At 72.8% G+C, this 15097-nt stretch carries 11 protein-coding genes and 3 pseudogenes; 5 read left to right on the top strand and 9 right to left on the bottom strand.

Annotation, left to right across the window (positions count from 1 at the left end; genetic code table 11):
* Positions 1 to 419 precede the first annotated feature (419 nt).
* The 3 genes and pseudogenes from ACOBQB_RS12465 to ACOBQB_RS12455 all read right to left on the bottom strand — a co-directional run.
* Complete coding sequence (locus tag ACOBQB_RS12465; protein WP_423591421.1) at positions 420 to 1577, bottom strand: ROK family transcriptional regulator; 1158 nt, start codon at positions 1575 to 1577, stop codon at positions 420 to 422.
* A gap of 97 nt (positions 1578 to 1674) precedes the next feature.
* Positions 1675 to 2336, bottom strand: a pseudogene (locus tag ACOBQB_RS12460) (response regulator).
* 19 nt (positions 2337 to 2355) lie between these two features.
* Positions 2356 to 2741, bottom strand: a pseudogene (locus tag ACOBQB_RS12455) (sensor histidine kinase); the annotation flags it as partial.
* Between the two features lie 55 nt (positions 2742 to 2796).
* On the opposite strand from ACOBQB_RS12455, the gene ACOBQB_RS12450 reads away from it, so the two are divergent.
* The 3 genes and pseudogenes from ACOBQB_RS12450 to ACOBQB_RS12440 all read left to right on the top strand — a co-directional run bounded on the left by ACOBQB_RS12450 (position 2797) and on the right by ACOBQB_RS12440 (position 4286).
* Complete coding sequence (locus tag ACOBQB_RS12450) at positions 2797 to 2946, top strand: hypothetical protein (RefSeq protein ID WP_423591419.1); 150 nt, start codon at positions 2797 to 2799, stop codon at positions 2944 to 2946.
* Positions 2947 to 3028: 82 nt separating this feature from the next.
* Positions 3029 to 3784: pseudogene (locus ACOBQB_RS12445) on the top strand (ABC transporter permease).
* 34 nt (positions 3785 to 3818) lie between these two features.
* Positions 3819 to 4286 carry a hypothetical protein gene (locus ACOBQB_RS12440; RefSeq protein WP_423591417.1) on the top strand — a complete coding sequence of 156 codons (468 nt, stop codon included), beginning with the start codon at positions 3819 to 3821 and terminating at the stop codon, positions 4284 to 4286.
* A gap of 31 nt (positions 4287 to 4317) precedes the next feature.
* Here ACOBQB_RS12440 and ACOBQB_RS12435 read toward each other — a convergent pair whose 3' ends face one another.
* The 5 genes from ACOBQB_RS12435 to ACOBQB_RS12415 all read right to left on the bottom strand — a co-directional run bounded on the left by ACOBQB_RS12435 (position 4318) and on the right by ACOBQB_RS12415 (position 11446).
* The gene (locus ACOBQB_RS12435) at positions 4318 to 5382 is read right to left on the bottom strand and encodes an enoyl-CoA hydratase/isomerase family protein (RefSeq protein WP_423591415.1); all 1065 of its coding nucleotides are present in this window, start codon (positions 5380 to 5382) and stop codon (positions 4318 to 4320) included.
* A 38-nt stretch (positions 5383 to 5420) separates the two neighbouring features.
* Positions 5421 to 6440, bottom strand: coding sequence for a methylmalonyl Co-A mutase-associated GTPase MeaB (meaB, locus tag ACOBQB_RS12430; RefSeq protein WP_423591413.1), 1020 nt, complete (start codon positions 6438 to 6440; stop codon positions 5421 to 5423).
* Between the two features lie 18 nt (positions 6441 to 6458).
* On the bottom strand, positions 6459 to 8660 hold the full coding sequence (gene scpA, locus ACOBQB_RS12425; RefSeq protein ID WP_423591411.1) for a methylmalonyl-CoA mutase: 2202 nt from the start codon (positions 8658 to 8660) through the stop codon (positions 6459 to 6461).
* Positions 8660 to 10507 carry a methylmalonyl-CoA mutase small subunit gene (gene mutA, locus ACOBQB_RS12420; RefSeq protein WP_423591409.1) on the bottom strand — a complete coding sequence of 616 codons (1848 nt, stop codon included), beginning with the start codon at positions 10505 to 10507 and terminating at the stop codon, positions 8660 to 8662. Before mutA ends, scpA begins: the two co-directional genes overlap by 1 nt.
* Before the next feature lie 150 nt (positions 10508 to 10657).
* Positions 10658 to 11446, bottom strand: coding sequence for a GNAT family N-acetyltransferase (locus ACOBQB_RS12415; protein ID WP_423591407.1), 789 nt, complete (start codon positions 11444 to 11446; stop codon positions 10658 to 10660).
* A 272-nt stretch (positions 11447 to 11718) separates the two neighbouring features.
* On the opposite strand from ACOBQB_RS12415, the gene ACOBQB_RS12410 reads away from it, so the two are divergent.
* Both ACOBQB_RS12410 and lysA read left to right on the top strand, forming a co-directional pair.
* On the top strand, positions 11719 to 12141 hold the full coding sequence (locus tag ACOBQB_RS12410; RefSeq protein ID WP_423591405.1) for an SAV_915 family protein: 423 nt from the start codon (positions 11719 to 11721) through the stop codon (positions 12139 to 12141).
* 24 nt (positions 12142 to 12165) lie between these two features.
* Positions 12166 to 13557, top strand: a complete 1392-nt coding sequence (gene lysA / locus ACOBQB_RS12405) for a diaminopimelate decarboxylase (protein ID WP_423591403.1) — start codon at positions 12166 to 12168, stop codon at positions 13555 to 13557.
* 89 nt (positions 13558 to 13646) lie between these two features.
* Here lysA and purB read toward each other — a convergent pair whose 3' ends face one another.
* On the bottom strand, positions 13647 to 15089 hold the full coding sequence (purB, locus tag ACOBQB_RS12400; protein WP_423591401.1) for an adenylosuccinate lyase: 1443 nt from the start codon (positions 15087 to 15089) through the stop codon (positions 13647 to 13649).
* Positions 15090 to 15097: the final 8 nt, after the last annotated feature.

Here is a 15097-nt window from a genome sequence, read left to right as displayed (position 1 = left end):
GCCGGGTGTGCTCATCTTGTCGTGCTGAGGCTGTGGGCGCGTTTGCTTGTGCCCGGTGGTGGTGCCGTCGACGGTGAACGCGGGGTGGGGCCCGCTGTGGTCCGGAGCGCGGTGTTTCCCGCCCGGCGCACCTGTGCCGGGCGCGTGGCTTTTCCGCCGGGTGTGCTCATCTTGTCGTGCTGAGGCTGTGGGCGCCTTTCCTCGCGCGTGGTGGCGGTGCCGAGGACGGCGAACATGGGGTGGGGATCCACTGCGGCCCGCGCGCCGCGCTTCCTGACCCCGCCTTCCTGGCGGCGCCCTCGGGGTGCCCCGCCAGGTCTGCGTGGCGCCGCGCTCGGCGCACCGCGTGCCGGGCGGGCGGCTCTTTCGCCGGGTGCCTTCGGGTGTCTTCCTCTGCCGTGCTCAAGCCGTGGGCGCCCTCACTTGCGCGCAGTGACCGTGCCCTCGACGGCGAACAACTGTTCCTCGACGTGGTCGAGTGCCAGACGCAGCGCCCCCGTCGCCACCGCGGCCTCGCCGAGTATCGACAGCGCCACCCGAGGCGGCCGCAGGCAGTAGCGCGCCAACTCGCGGTGCAGTGGCTCCAGTACGCCGTCGAGGCCCGCCGCCCAGCCGCCCACCACGACCAGCTCGGGGTCGAGGGCGAGTACCAGGGCCGCGACGTCGTGCACCAGGCGCTGGATGAAACGCTCCACGGCTGCCTGTGCCCGCTCGTCCCCCTCACGGGCGTCCGCGAAGACACGGGCGACCGCCTGCTCGTCCAGCGGGTGCAGCGGCTCGCCCGTGGTCGAGAGCAGCGTCTCCGGAGTGACCTCACGGCCCAGCAGGTGCAGCGCGCCGATCTCGCCGGCCGCGCCGCCGAAACCGCGGTGCAGCCGCCCGCCGATCAGCGACCCCGCCCCCGGGCTCAGCCCCGCGAGGACGAACACCACGTCGTCGGTGTCGGTCGCCGCGCCCTTCCAGTGCTCGGCGACGGCCGCCGCGTTGGCGTCGTTCTCCACGAGGACGGGGCACTTGAAGGAGCGGCGCAGCCGCTCTCCGAGCTGGAGCCCCGTCCACTGAGGCAGCGCCGTGCTCAACCGCACCGTGCCGTCCGCCTCCAGGATGCCGGGGCTGCCCACGCCGACCGCGCGCAGCGAACTGCGGGCTATTCCCGCCCGGCGCAGCAGCTCGGCGACCGTGGTGCGCAGGCGTTCGAGCCGCTCGTCCGCGGGGGCCTCCTCGCCGACGTCCTTCGAAGCCGTCCCGAGCACGGTGCCGTCCAGGTCCGACAGGACGGCCGCCACCCGGTGCGGTCCGACCTCAAGGCCCAGCAAATGGCCCGCCTCCGCTCGGAAGCGGAACTTCCGGGCAGGCCGTCCCTGGCGCCGCGCGCCACTGTCCTCGGCCGCGGACTCCACCACGAGCCCGGCCTCGATGAGCCCTTCGACGACCCCCTCTACGGTGGGCCGCGAGAGTCCGGTCACTCGGGTGATCTCCGTGAGCGTCGCCACCTCCGCGGCGCGCAGCGCGTGCAGCACCACCGCGGAGTTGATCCGCCGCAACAGAGAGGGGTCCCCGCCGGTCAGCTGCCCCAACGTCCGTCCTCCCAGCTCGTGCGCGTGATGGCCGGATCGTACTCGCAGGAGGGTGCGGCGGCGAGGGGCGGGCCCGCGTTCCCCCTGCGTACGGCCGTCATGCCGGTGAGACGAAACCGGATTCGTACGCGGCGACGACCGCCTGCGTCCGGTCGCGCGCGCCCAGCTTGGCGAGGACGGCACTGACATGCGACTTGACCGTCTCGGTGCCGACGAACAGATGGGCCGCTATCTCCGCGTTCGACAGGCCGCGCGCCATCAGCCGCAGCACCTGCGCCTCACGCTCGGTGAGCGCCGCCCGGTCGAGCGCGGCCCGCGCCTCGGCGTTGCCCCGCTCCTCGGCGTACGCGCCGCCAGTTGCCGCACCGCCGCCGGGAAGAGCAGTGACTCACCCTCGGCGATCAGCCGTACGGCGTGCACGATCTCCGCGGGTCCGGCCCGCTTCAGCAGGAACCCGTCGGCGCCCGCGCGCAGCGCCTCGTACGCGTACTCATCGTTCTCGAAGGTCGTCACGACCAGGATCTTCGGGGTGTCCCGCACCGTGCGCAGCACCGCGCGGGTGGCCTCGATGCCGTCGAACAGCGGCATGCGGACGTCCATGGCGACCACGCCCGGCCGCGGCTCGCGGACCAGGGGGAGCACCGCGGCGCCGTCCGCCGCCTCACCGACGACCCGGATGTCCGGCTGCGCCTCCAGGACGGCGCGCAGGCCCGCGCGGACGAGGGGTTCGTCGTCGACGAGGAGCACGGTGACGGGCATCCGGCCAGCCTAGATACGTGAGCGGCAGCTCGACGTGCATCTGCCACTCGCCTCCGCGCGGGCCGGTCATCGCCAGGCCGCCGAGCAGGGTGGCCCGCTTCCGGATGCCGCGCAGCCCGCTGCCGCCGCGCGCGGTGCCACGGTCCACGCCGGCAGCGCGTTGCGTACGTCCATCACCAGACGGGTCTCGTCGACGGCTGTGCGCAGCCGCACCGGCACCGGACCACAGCGCCGCAGTACGTTCGTCAGCGCCTCCTGGAGCATGCGGTAGCCCTCCCGGGACACCGGCCCGGGCAGCCGCTCCACGGGGCCCGTGACGTCCGCGTCCACCGTCGCGCCCGAGGCACGCGCCGAGGAGAGGAGGCGTTCGGCGTCGGTGAGGGCGGGCCGGGCGCTCGGGGGCCGCCGGACGACGGAGCCGGAGCGGCTGCGCGACACCCTGGCCGGAAAGGGCTACGCGGTGCGCCTTACCCGCGACGCCCGTTGGACCGTCGAGGGGGCGAGAGCCGAGGACGTCGGTGTGCTCGCCGCGACTGTCGGCATCCCGCTGCTCGAACTCCTGGACAAGCAGACGAGCAGGCGTCTCTGGAGCAGGCGTATCTGGCCCTGACGGTGGACGAGACCCAGTTCGTGGCCACCACCCCCACGCCCACCCCCACGCCCCGCCCCACCTCCCGCCGGGAGAACTGACCATGCCGAACAGGCCCGCGAACGCCGCGCTGCCCGTGGCCCACGCCGAATGGCTCAAGATCACATCACTGCGGTCTTCACTGGGTTCGCTGATCGCCGTGTTCGCGGTGACCGTCGCCGTCACCGCCCTGGTCTTCGCGACGGTCGGGACGCAGGAGACGGACGGCGCCGACTCCGATCCGCTCTTCGGCGCCTTCTACGCCTTCAACTTCGGGCAGATCGCGGCCATCGGCTTCGGCACGACCGCCGTCGCGTCCGAGTACGCGAGCGGCGCGCTGCGGATCTCGCTCGCCGCGGTGCCGCGCCGAGGACTCTTCTACGGCGCCAAGATGGCGGTGTCGGCGGCCTCGCGCTGCTCGCCGCTCTCGCCACCGGCTTCGGCACCTTCCTGACCGGTCAGGCGTTCCTGGGAGAGGAGGCCATCGGGCTCGGCCACCCCGGCGCCCTGCGGGCCTGTGTCGGAGGCGGCGTCCACCTCGCGCTGTTGGCGCTCCTCGCGGCGGGACTGACCGCCGTACTGCGCAGCGGCGTCGCCGTCCTGGGCATCCTGATTCCCCTTCACTCTCATCGTGTCCTTCGTCGTCGGCGGTGTGGCGAGCGGCGCCGCGGAGTTCCTGCCCGACAAGGCGGGACAGCAGGTGCCGCACGAGGACCCGACGGGAACGCTCGGCCCCTGGAGCGGACTTGCGGTGACCGCGGCCTGGGCGGCGGCCGCGCTGCTCGCCGGCTGGTGGGCCGTGCGGCGCCGCGACGCGTGACCGATTGTCAGTGGTGCCCGCTTTACTGGACGTCATGAGCACCGCACAGCATCTCGCCGTGATCGACCTGCTGCGCTCCCGGGAGTTCCCGGCGGAGCACGGCAGGTCGGAGTGCGGCTGTGAAGGCCCCGGGTACCACATCGCCGAGTTACTGACGAGCGACACCTTCTGGGAGGACGACGGCTCTCGGCGGGACTTCGTCGAGGAACAGTACGAGGCCGAGCGGGACGCCCTGACCGTCCTGCTCGGCGACCGCTGGGGGCCGCCCCAGAGGTTCAGCCTGGCGAGCCTCTTCGAGCGCACGATGGACGCCGCCCTGGGGGCCGATGGCCAGGGCGAGGCCGAGGAGATACCGGAGCCGTGGGCCCAGCTCAGCTCGTCCGTGCCGGACCTGCACCTGTGGCGCGTGGACGGCCGCTGGATAGCCCTCGGCGTCGCGCAGTGGGACAAGGAGCTGCCCTTCCAGCTCCTTGCCGTGGTCACCGGGATCGATCCGCCCTGAGGCGTGTGTCCGGGAGGGGGCGGGCGGCCTGTCAGCCTCGGCCCGGGGGCTCGGCGTCGGCCTCCTCGAAGAAGCGGGCCACGTCCGCCTCCGTCACCTGCTCCAGCCGCGCGGGCGACCAGCGCGGCCTGCGGTCCTTGTCGACGACCTGCGCCCTGATGCCCTCGGGCAGGTCGGGGGAGCCGAGCGCGGCGCAGGACACGCGGTACTCCTGGTCGAGGACCGCCTCCAGGGACGGCAGTTCACGCGCCCGGCGCAGTGCCGCGAGCGTGACCTTCAGGGAGGTCGGGGACTTCGTCAGGATCGTCTCGGCGGCCTCCTTCGCGTGCCGGTCACCGACGGCGTACAGCCGGGCGACGATCTCCTCGACGGAGTCCGCGGCGTAGCAGTGGTCGATCCATGGGCGGTGCGCGGCGAGTTCACCGTCCGGGACCGCTTCGGCGTACTGCCGTACGACTTCGGACGCCGCACGGTCGGCGAGGGCGGCGGTGAACTCCGCCAGACGCCGCGAGGGCACGTAGTGGTCGGCGAGGCCGCACAGCACCGCGTCGCCCGCGCCCACCGCGGCGCCCGTCAGTGCCAGGTGCGTGCCCAGCTCGCCCGGTGTGCGCGTCAGCAGATAGGTGCCGCCCACGTCGGGCACGAACCCGATGCCGGTCTCCGGCATCGCCACCCGGGAGCGCTCGGTGACCACCCGCACGCTGCCGTGCGCCGACACGCCCACACCGCCGCCCATCACGATGCCGTCCATGACGGCGACATACGGCTTCGGGTAGCGCGCGATACGGGCGTTGAGGCGGTACTCGTCGTGCCAGAACGCGGCCGACGCCGCCCGGCCGCCCGCTCTGACGTCGTCATGGATGGAGCGGATGTCACCGCCCGCGCACAGCCCCCGTTCGCCGGCGCCGGTGAGCACCACCGTCGCCACCGACGCGTCGCCCTCCCAGGCGTCGAGGACCTCCTCCATGAACCGGACCATGGGGTGGTTCAGGGCGTTGATGGCCCGCGGCCGGTTCAGGACGAGGTGACCGGCGCGGCCCTCGCGGCGGAGCAGGACGGGTGCGGTTCCGGAGGTGGCACCGTCGGTGGCGTTCATGGCGCGGATGGCTCCGTTCACCGGGGGGGCCCTGGACGTCAGCGGGGAGTGTGGCCCTGGACGTCAATGGGGTCGTGCCCCTGGAAGGCGTCCAGGATCTGCTCTGCGGCCGAGGTGGCGGTCAACGTGCCCTCGCGGACGCGCTGTTCGAGGTCCGGCGTCACCCGCTGCACCTCGGCGTGCCCGCGCAGCCTGCCCAGGAGCTCGTCGCGCACCATCGACCACGTCCAGTCGACCTGCTGGTCGCGGCGCTTGGCGGCGAGGCGGCCCGTCGAGTCGAGCAGGGCGCGGTGTTGTTGCAGCCGCTCCCAGAGCGTGTCCAGGCCGCTCGACTCCCGGGCACTGCACGTGAGCACGGGAGGCGTCCACGCGGCGTCGGCCGGGTGCATCAGCCGCAGCGCCCCCGCCAGTTCCCGCGCGGCCGAGCGGGCGTCCCGCTCGTGCGGACCGTCCGCCTTGTTCACGGCGATCACGTCCGCCAGCTCCAGGACGCCCTTCTTGATGCCCTGGAGCTGGTCACCCGTGCGGGCGAGGGTCAGCAGCAGGAAGGTGTCGACCATGTTCGCGACCGCCGTCTCCGACTGACCGACGCCCACGGTCTCCACCAGGACCACGTCGTAACCCGCCGCCTCCATCACCACGATCGACTCCCGCGTCGCCTTGGCGACCCCGCCGAGCGTCCCCGCGGAGGGGGACGGACGTACGAACGCGGCGGGGTCCAGCGAAAGCCGCTCCATGCGGGTCTTGTCACCGAGGATGGAGCCGCCCGTGCGCGTCGACGACGGGTCGACGGCGAGCACCGCGACCCGATGGCCGAGCGAGGTGAGCATCGTGCCGAGCGCGTCGATGAACGTCGACTTGCCGACACCCGGCACCCCGCTGATACCGATCCGCCGCGCCCGCCCACTGTGCGGAAGCAGCTCGGTCAGCAACTGCTGTGCGAGCGCCCGGTGCTGCGGCCGCGTCGACTCGACGAGGGTGATGGCCCGCGCGACGTACGCGCGCTTCCCGTCGAGGACGCCCTTCACATACGTATCGATGTCGATCGTCACAGGCATGGGTCGGCGCTCACCGGCTCACAGGTCGTGGCCGAGGTCGGCCGCCAGTCGCTTCACCAGGTCGTGCGCCGCGTCCGGGATCACCGTGCCGGGCGGGAACACCGCCGTGGCACCCGCCTCGTGCAGCGCCTCGACGTCCTGCGGCGGGATGACCCCGCCCACGACGATCATGATGTCGTCGCGGCCCTCGGCGGCCAGCTCCTCGCGCAGCGCCGGTACGAGGGTCAGATGCCCCGCTGCCAGCGAGGAGACGCCCACGATGTGCACGTCGGCCTCGACAGCCTGGCGGGCGACCTCCGCCGGGGTCTGGAAGAGCGGGCCGACGTCGACGTCGAAGCCCAGATCGGCGAAGGCGCTCGCGATCACCTTCTGGCCGCGGTCGTGGCCGTCCTGGCCCATCTTCGCGACCAGGATGCGCGGTCGGCGTCCCTCGGCCTCGTCGAACGCGTCCACCAACACGCGCGTGCGCTCCACGGACGGGGACTGGCCTGCTTCGGTGCGGTACACACCGGAGATCGTACGGATTTGGCCCGCGTGCCGCCCGTACACGCTCTCCAACGCGTCGGAGATCTCACCGACCGTCGCCTTCGCACGGGCCGCGTCCACCGCGAGCGCGAGCAGGTTGCCCTCCAGGCCCTGGCCCGGGCCGTGCTCGGCCGCCGCGGTCAGCGCGCGCAGCGCGTCCCGGCAGGCGGCCTCGTCACGCTCGGCGCGCAGCCGCTCCAGCTTGGCGATCTGCTGGGCGCGCACCGAGGAGTTGTCGACCTTCAGGACGTCGATCTGCTCGTCGGTGTCCACGCGGTACTTGTTGACCCCGATGACGGGCTGGCGCCCCGAGTCGATCCGCGCCTGGGTGCGCGCGGCGGCCTCCTCCACACGCAGCTTGGGGATGCCGGCGTCGATGGCCTGCGCCATGCCGCCCGCCGCCTCGACCTCCTCGATGTGCTGCCAGGCGCGGCGCGCCAGGTCGTACGTCAGCTTCTCGACGTAGGCGCTGCCGCCCCACGGGTCGATCGTCCGCGTCGTCCCCGACTCCTGCTGGATGAGCAGCTGGGTGTTGCGGGCGATGCGCGCGGAGAAGTCGGTCGGCAGGGCGAGCGCCTCGTCGAGGGCGTTCGTGTGCAGCGACTGGGTGTGACCCTGCGTCGCCGCCATCGCCTCGACGCACGTACGCGTGACGTTGTTGAACACGTCCTGCGCGGTCAGCGACCAGCCCGACGTCTGCGAATGGGTGCGCAGCGAGAGCGACTTGGCGTTCTTCGGATCGAACTGCTTGACCAGCTTCGCCCAGAGCAGGCGCGCCGCGCGGAGCTTGGCGACCTCCATGAAGAAGTTCATGCCGATCGCCCAGAAGAACGACAGCCGGGGCGCGAACGCGTCGACGTCGAGCCCCGCCTCCTGCCCGGCCCGCAGATACTCCACGCCGTCGGCCAGCGTGTACGCCAGCTCCAGATCGGCCGTCGCACCCGCCTCCTGGATGTGATAGCCGGAAATGGAGATGGAGTTGTAGCGCGGCATCTTCTGCGAGGTGTACGCGAAGATGTCGGAGATGATCCGCATCGAGGGCTTCGGCGGATAGATGTAGGTGTTGCGGACCATGAACTCTTTGAGAATGTCGTTCTGAATGGTCCCGGCGAGTTTCTCGGGCGGTACGCCCTGTTCCTCGGCCGCCACGATGTACAGCGCCAGTACGGGGAGCACGGCGCCGTTCATCGTCATCGACACCGTCATCTTGTCCAGCGGAATGCCGTCGAAGAGCTGACGCATGTCGTAAATGGAGTCGATGGCCACGCCCGCCATGCCGACATCGCCGGTCACGCGCGGGTGGTCACTGTCGTAACCGCGGTGCGTCGGCAGGTCGAAGGCGACCGACAGGCCCTTCTGCCCGGCCGCGAGGTTGCGGCGGTAGAACGCGTTGGACTCCTCGGCGGTGGAGAAACCCGCGTACTGCCGGATCGTCCAGGGCTGGTTCACGTACATCGTCGGGTAGGGGCCACGCAGATACGGGGCCACACCGGGATAGGTGCCCAGGAAGTCCAGGCCCTCCAGGTCGGCGCCCGTGTACAGCGGCTTGACCCCGATGCCCTCGGGGGTCTCCCACAGCAGATCGCTCTCGGACCTGCCTGTGGACTCCTTCACCGCGGAGCGCCACTGCTCGTGCGAGCCCTCCGCGTCCGCGCCGGGACCCAGGTCGACGGAGGAGAAATCGGGGATGCGCATTACGCCACTCCCATACGGTCGAGGGTGGAGGAGAGCACGGCCACGGCGTCACAGCCCGCGTAGACGTACGCGTCGACGCCGTCGTACGTGCCACGCCCCGCGAGGAACACTCGCTGAGCGCCCGCCGATGTGAGCGCGCGGGCGACCGCTTCGGCCTGCTCGGCGTAGAGCGCGTCGCTGGAGCACAGGCACGCCACCGTCGCACCGCTGGCCTTGAAGGCGTCGGCGGCCGTCTGCGCGTCCACCGTCGCCGGCTCGTGCACGGCCTCGATGCCGCCCGCCTGGAAGAGGTTCGCGGCGAAGGCGGCCCGCGCGGTGTGCGCCGCGGCCGGGCCGAGCGCGGCCAGGAACACCTTGGGGCGCGCGCCGGTCGACGCCAGGTGGGCGTCGGAGCGGGTACGCAGCTCTTCGTACGCCTCGTCGCGGCGCACCCGAGGCAGGCCACCGGCAGGCACGGCCGGGGCGGGCTCCCGCTCCACGGGCCGCTCCCTCAGATGAGGGAACTCGCTGACGCCGGTGATCGGTTCGCGCCGCTCGGCGAGCTTCTTGCCGCGCGCCGCCCACGTGGTGGCGAGGCACTCGCGGATCATCCCGGAGCGCAGGGCCGCCGCCTGGCCGCCCGCGCGCTCGATCTCCTGGAAGAACTCCCATGCGGCGTGCGCCAGTTCGTCCGTCAGCCGCTCGACGTACCAGGAGCCGCCCGCCGGGTCGATCACGCGGGCCAGATGCGACTCCTCGATCAGGATCGTGGAGGTGTTGCGCGCGATGCGGCGCGCGAAGGCGTCCGGCAGACCCAGCGAGTGATCGAACGGCAGTACGGTGACGGCATCGGCGCCGCCGACCCCCGCGCCCAGGCACGCCACGGTCGTGCGCAGCATGTTCACCCATGGGTCGCGGCGGGACATCATCACCGGCGAGGTCACGGCGTGCTGCCGCTGCGCCCCCGCGCCACGCGCGCCGCACACCTCGGCCACCCGCGCCCAGAGGCGGCGCGCCGCGCGGAGCTTGGCGATGGTCAGGAACTGGTCGGCGGTCGCCGCGTAACGGAACTCCAGCTGCGCACAGGCCTCCTCGACCGACAGCCCGGCCTCGGTGAGCCCGCGCAGGTAGGCGACGCCCGTGGCGAGCGAGGCGCCCAGCTCCTGCGCGGCCGAGCCGCCCGCCTCGTGGTACGGCAGCGCGTCCACGGCGAGGGCCCGCAGCCCCGGGTACTCCCGCCCGCACAGCCGGGCCAGCTCGACGGCCTCCGCCGGGTCCAGCGCCTCCCCGGAGCGGGCCTCGTGGCCGAGCACGTCCGTGCCGAGCGTGCCGCGCGCCGACTCCTTCGGGACACCCGCCGCCTCGTACAGGCGGAACAACTCGCGCGCCGCCGAGCCGAATTCGGCGCCGGCGTCGAGCGCGACCGGCGCGAGGTCCAGATAGACGCCGTCGAGTGCCCGCGCCAGCCCGGAGACCGGTACGCCATGGGCGCCGACGCCGAGCCACAGCGAGGTGACGCCGTTCTCCAGGTCACCGAGCACGGCTTCGTTCGCGCGGGCGGGATCGGTGCTCGCGTGGCGCTGGCGCACGTCCCACCCCGTGGCGGCGTTGCCGCCGGGTGTGGCGCCCCGTACGAAGGGGGCGAAGCCGGGGTGGCCGACAGCGGGCACGGCGTCACGGGAGGTGTACAGGGGGCGGGTGGTGAGCCCGTCCTCAAGCGCGGTGGACAGTGCTTCCTCGGCGGCCGTGCCCGATACGTCCTTACCCGACTTGCGCAGCACGCCTTCCACCAGGCGCTGCCACTGCTCATGGGTCGCATCAGGGAACTCGGCGGCCAGGGAAAGCCCGTCGTCAGGCAGGACCGTCATGCCCCGATGCTAGGGCGCAACCCATGGCACGCGGTGCCATCAAGGGCTGTGACCTTGCCCTCTTCTGATCGCTCTTGATCTCGAACGAGCGGACGGCTAGCGCCGACGGCGGCGTCGGGGCAGCGGTGGAGGGGCGCCCGCCCTCGGCTGTCAGGCGGTGACGCGCGGCGCGTGCTGGGGCCGCGCCGCCGGGTTTCCCGTGGCGTACCGCACGTACTCGCGGTGTAGCCGGAATCCGGCGTTCCACGCCAGCAGGCGGCTGGGCCGGTTGTCGCTCCCGCAGGACCAGCTCGCGGTCCGGCCGCGCGCGGTGATGTCCTTGCACAGGGAGGTGACGCAGGCCAGCGCCAGCTGCTCGCGGCGGCGCTCGGGCACGGTGAACACGGCGACGTCCTCGTAGGCCTCGCCGACGAAGTAGCCGCAGGCGACGGCGGCGATCCGGCCGTCCCGGCCGACCGCGCCCCAGGCGTGCCCCGAGGCGGCGAACCCCGCCGGGCCGCCCCAACTGGCGTGTATCCACGCGGCTTCGGGGGAGAGCGCGGCGAGCGCCGCGGCGTCGTCGGGCTCCAGACGGCGGACGGTCACCCCCTCGGGCGGACGCGGCGGGGCCGCCGGCTCGCGGTGGACGTACACCATGCGTTCGACCGGAATCACCCGATCGAAGGCGGCACCGAGCACCGGCAGGAAGCGGACGGGTGCCTCGACGTGACTGTGGGCGAAAGGAGCCAGGAAGGCGGGGGCGACACTCCCCGGATCGCCGCTCAGCAGGACATGGCCCGCGCACGAGACCGCCACGGCGCGTGGTCTCAGGGCGTGGTCGCCCCACCAGGCGCCCACCCCCGTGGCCGTGACGTGCTCGTGCAGGGACGCGGGCCCGGGAGCGCCGGTGGTGAACCAGCGGGGCGCGGTGGGCAGGCGGTGGAGGGGAAGCTCGATCATAAACGCTCCTGCGGAATGAGACCTTGCGAGACCTTGCGAGATCTCGTGAGACCTTCGGGTGAAAAGCGCCGTGCCACCGGACGGGCCGTGCGGCCCCCGGCGATCTCGGCGCGGCCCCCATGGTCAGGGGGGCGGACGCCAGTATCGCGTCAGGGAGGGGCCTCGACGCGTCAACAATGCGTTATCGAGGATCGGTTGGCACTCCGTGCCGGGCATAACGTCTTCGCGTGCCGCAGGTCTTTTTCTCCCCTTCTCTCCACTGGAGGAACCCCATGGCCGAGCTTCTGCGCGACGAGGACCCCGAGCCCTGTGAACCCGGCCCGGCCGGGCCCCTGTTCGTCCCCGTCCGGCCGGGACCCGCGGGCTGCGTGGCCCGCCTGTTCCGCACCCCCGTGGGCGAGCGCACCGCCGTCGCGTTCACCACCCCGCAGCGTCTGAGCGCCGCCCTCGGCGCCCGGCAGCCCTGGATCAGACTCTCCGAACAGGCTCTGCGCGCCCTCGCGGCGCCGCTCGGCGTCAGCGGCCTCACCGTCGATCCGAGGCCGGCCGCGCACCCCGTGGAAGCGGCGCCGAACCGGCCCGGCGAGCGCTACGGCACCCCGTGGCGCGGCCAGGACCCGAGGCCGGTGGATGTGCCGCGGGTCATCGGTGCGGCGGCGGCCCGGGTCAGCGCACGCACGCTCGGGATCGGCTGAGGACGAGGCGAAGAGGAACCTGCCATGACCACTCTGCACGTACCCCCGCTCCCCGGCCCCGCCGACCCGGCGCCGCCCGCAGCCGCCGCCCCCGCCGCCCCGGCAGCCGCCGCCCCAGGTGCGGACCTGTCCGTCTGGCCCGCGTCCACCACACCGCTCGCGGCCGGCGACCTGGCCGTCGCCGGCGTCCCGCTCACCGAGATCGCCGAGCGCTTCGGCACCCCCGCCTACCTCCTCGACGAAGGCGACGTACGCGCCCGCTGCCGCGCCTATCTGCGGGCCTTCAAGGACGCCGAAGTCCTGTACGCCGCCAAGGCGTTCCTGTGTCGCGCGATGGCGCACTGGATCGCGGACGAGGGCCTCGGCCTCGACGTCTGCTCGGCGGGGGAGCTGGAACTCGCCGTCACCACGGGCTTCCCCGCGGACCGCATCGTGCTGCACGGCAACGCCAAGAGCCCCGACGACCTGCGCGCGGCGTTCCGCCTCGGTGTCGGCCGCATCGTCATCGACAGCGCCTCCGAGATCGCCCGGCTGGCCGCCGCCGTCCCGCCGGGCAGCCGCCAGAAGGTGATGGTCCGGGTGGTGCCGGGCATCGCCGCCGGTGGACACGCCAAGATCCGCACGGGTACGGACGACCAGAAGTTCGGCCTGTCCCTCACGGACGGCTCCGCCCAGCACGCCGTCGCCCGCGTCCTCGGCCAGCCCACGCTGGAACTGGTCGGCCTGCACTGCCACCTGGGCTCACAGATCACCACGGAGAAGCCCTTCCTCTGCGCGGTCCGCCGCCTGGTCGGGCTGATGGCGAGGATCAAGGACCAGCACGGGGTCACCCTCCCCGAACTGGACCTCGGCGGCGGGCACGGCATCGCGTACCGCCCGGGTGAGGACGTGCTCGACATCGCCTCCCTCGCCCGGAAGGTGCGCGCCGAGCTGACCGAGAGCTGCGCGGCGGCGGGCCTGCCCGTGCCGCGGCTGGTGGTGGAGCCGGGCCGGGCCATCGCGGGTCCCGCCGGGGTGGCGCTCTACCGGGTGCTCGCGGTCAAGCGGACGTCGGGGCGGACGTTCGTCGCGGTGGACGGCGGCATGAGCGACAACCCGCGGCCCGCGCTGTACGGCGTGCGGTACGCGCCCCGCCTGGTCGGCAGGCGCGCCACGGCCGCCGCGGAACCGGTGACGGTGGTGGGGCGCCACTGCGAGGCCGGCGACATCCTCGCCTCCGACGTCCGGCTCCCCGGCGACGTACGCCCCGGGGACCTGCTCGCCGTCCCGGTCGCGGGCGCGTACCACCTGTCGATGGCCTCCGGATACAACCTCGTGGGCCGCCCGCCCGTGGTGGCGGTGGCCGACGGGCACGCGAGGCTGCTGGTCCGCCGTGAATCGCTGGAGGACTTCCGCGGCAGGGACGTGGGCCTGTAGGGCGCAGGGCAGAACCTGTCGGGCTCGGACCACGGCCAACACGGCGGCCCGGGGCATCGCGCCCCGGGCCGCCGTTCACGACACGTGCGTCAGAGGATCGCGCCCGGCGCGTAGGCCGCGGCCTCCGGGTGCTGCTTCAGGAGGGCCTCGACCTGGGCCACGACGGTGGCGACCTGGTCGCTCGCCGCACCGGTGAACGACAGCTTGTCGGCCATCAGCTCGTCGAGCTGGGCGCGGTCCAGCGGGATGCGGGAGTCCGCGGCGAGCTTGTCGAGGAGTTCGTTGCGCTCGGCGCCCTGCTCGCGCATGGCGAGCGCGGAGGCGACCGCGTTCTCCTTGATGGCCTCGTGGGCCTCCTCGCGGCCGACGCCCGCGCGCACCGAGGCCATCAGGACCTTGGTGGTGGCGAGGAAGGGGAGGTAGCGGTCCAGCTCGCGCGCGACGACCGCCGGGAAGGCGCCGAACTCGTCGAGCACGGTCAGGAAGGTCTCCAGGAGACCGTCGAGCGCGAAGAACGCGTCGGGCAGGGCGACACGGCGCACGACCGAGCAGGAGACGTCGCCCTCGTTCCACTGGTCGCCCGCCAGCTCGCCGGTCATCGAGGCGTAGCCGCGCAGGATGACGGTGAGGCCGTTGACGCGCTCGCAGGAGCGGGTGTTCATCTTGTGCGGCATCGCGGACGAGCCGACCTGGCCCGGCTTGAAGCCCTCGGTGACCAGTTCGTGCCCGGCCATCAGGCGGATGGTCTTCGCCAGCGAGGACGGCGCCGAGGCGACCTGCACCAGGGCCGTCACCACGTCGTAGTCGAGGGAGCGCGGGTAGACCTGGCCGACCGAGGTGAAGGCCGTCTCGAACCCGAGGTGCGAGGCGATGCGCTGCTCCAGGTCGGCCAGCTTCCCGGCGTCGCCGCCGAGCAGGTCGAGCATGTCCTGGGCAGTGCCGACCGGACCCTTGATGCCGCGCAGCGGGTAGCGGGCGACCAGCTCGTCCAGGCGGCGGTAGGCGACGAGGAGCTCGTCGGCGCCGGTCGCGAAGCGCTTGCCCAACGTCGTCGCCTGCGCGGCGACGTTGTGGGAGCGGCCCGCCATGACCAGCTCGGCGTACTCACCGGCGAGCTTGCCGAGCCGGGCGAGGACCGCGACGGTGCGGGAGCGGATCAGCTCCAGGGAGAGCCGGATCTGGAGCTGCTCGACGTTCTCGGTGAGGTCGCGCGAGGTCATGCCCTTGTGCACGTGCTCGTGCCCGGCGAGGGCGTTGAACTCCTCGATACGGGCCTTCACGTCATGGCGCGTGACCTTCTCGCGCTCGGCGATGGAAGCCAGGTCGACCTGGTCGAGGACGCGCTCGTAGTCGGCGATCGCGGCGTCCGGCACCTCGATCCCGAGGTCCTTCTGCGCACGCAGCACGGCGAGCCAGAGCTGACGCTCCAGCTTCACCTTCTGCTCGGGCGACCAGAGGGTGGCGAGCTCGGCGGAGGCGTAACGTCCCGCGAGGACGTTGGGGATACGGGGCTTTGCAGGCGCAGCAGTCACGTGTACGG

This window comes from Streptomyces sp. G5(2025), assembly GCF_049542075.1.
GTDB lineage: Bacteria > Actinomycetota > Actinomycetes > Streptomycetales > Streptomycetaceae > Streptomyces.
This window is presented reverse-complemented; position numbering and strand designations above follow the sequence as displayed.

What these genes read in the sequence shown, in the direction of transcription:
- ACOBQB_RS12440 (WP_423591417.1), top strand. Translation starts at nt 3,819, where the DNA reads ATGAGCACCGCACAGCATCTCGCCGTGATCGACCTGCTGCGCTCCCGG.
- ACOBQB_RS12435 (WP_423591415.1), bottom strand. Translation starts at nt 5,382, where the DNA reads ATGAACGCCACCGACGGTGCCACCTCCGGAACCGCACCCGTCCTGCTC.
- meaB (WP_423591413.1), bottom strand. Translation starts at nt 6,440, where the DNA reads ATGCCTGTGACGATCGACATCGATACGTATGTGAAGGGCGTCCTCGAC.
- scpA (WP_423591411.1), bottom strand. Translation starts at nt 8,660, where the DNA reads ATGCGCATCCCCGATTTCTCCTCCGTCGACCTGGGTCCCGGCGCGGAC.
- mutA (WP_423591409.1), bottom strand. Translation starts at nt 10,507, where the DNA reads ATGACGGTCCTGCCTGACGACGGGCTTTCCCTGGCCGCCGAGTTCCCT.
- ACOBQB_RS12415 (WP_423591407.1), bottom strand. Translation starts at nt 11,446, where the DNA reads ATGATCGAGCTTCCCCTCCACCGCCTGCCCACCGCGCCCCGCTGGTTC.
- ACOBQB_RS12410 (WP_423591405.1), top strand. Translation starts at nt 11,719, where the DNA reads ATGGCCGAGCTTCTGCGCGACGAGGACCCCGAGCCCTGTGAACCCGGC.
- lysA (WP_423591403.1), top strand. Translation starts at nt 12,166, where the DNA reads ATGACCACTCTGCACGTACCCCCGCTCCCCGGCCCCGCCGACCCGGCG.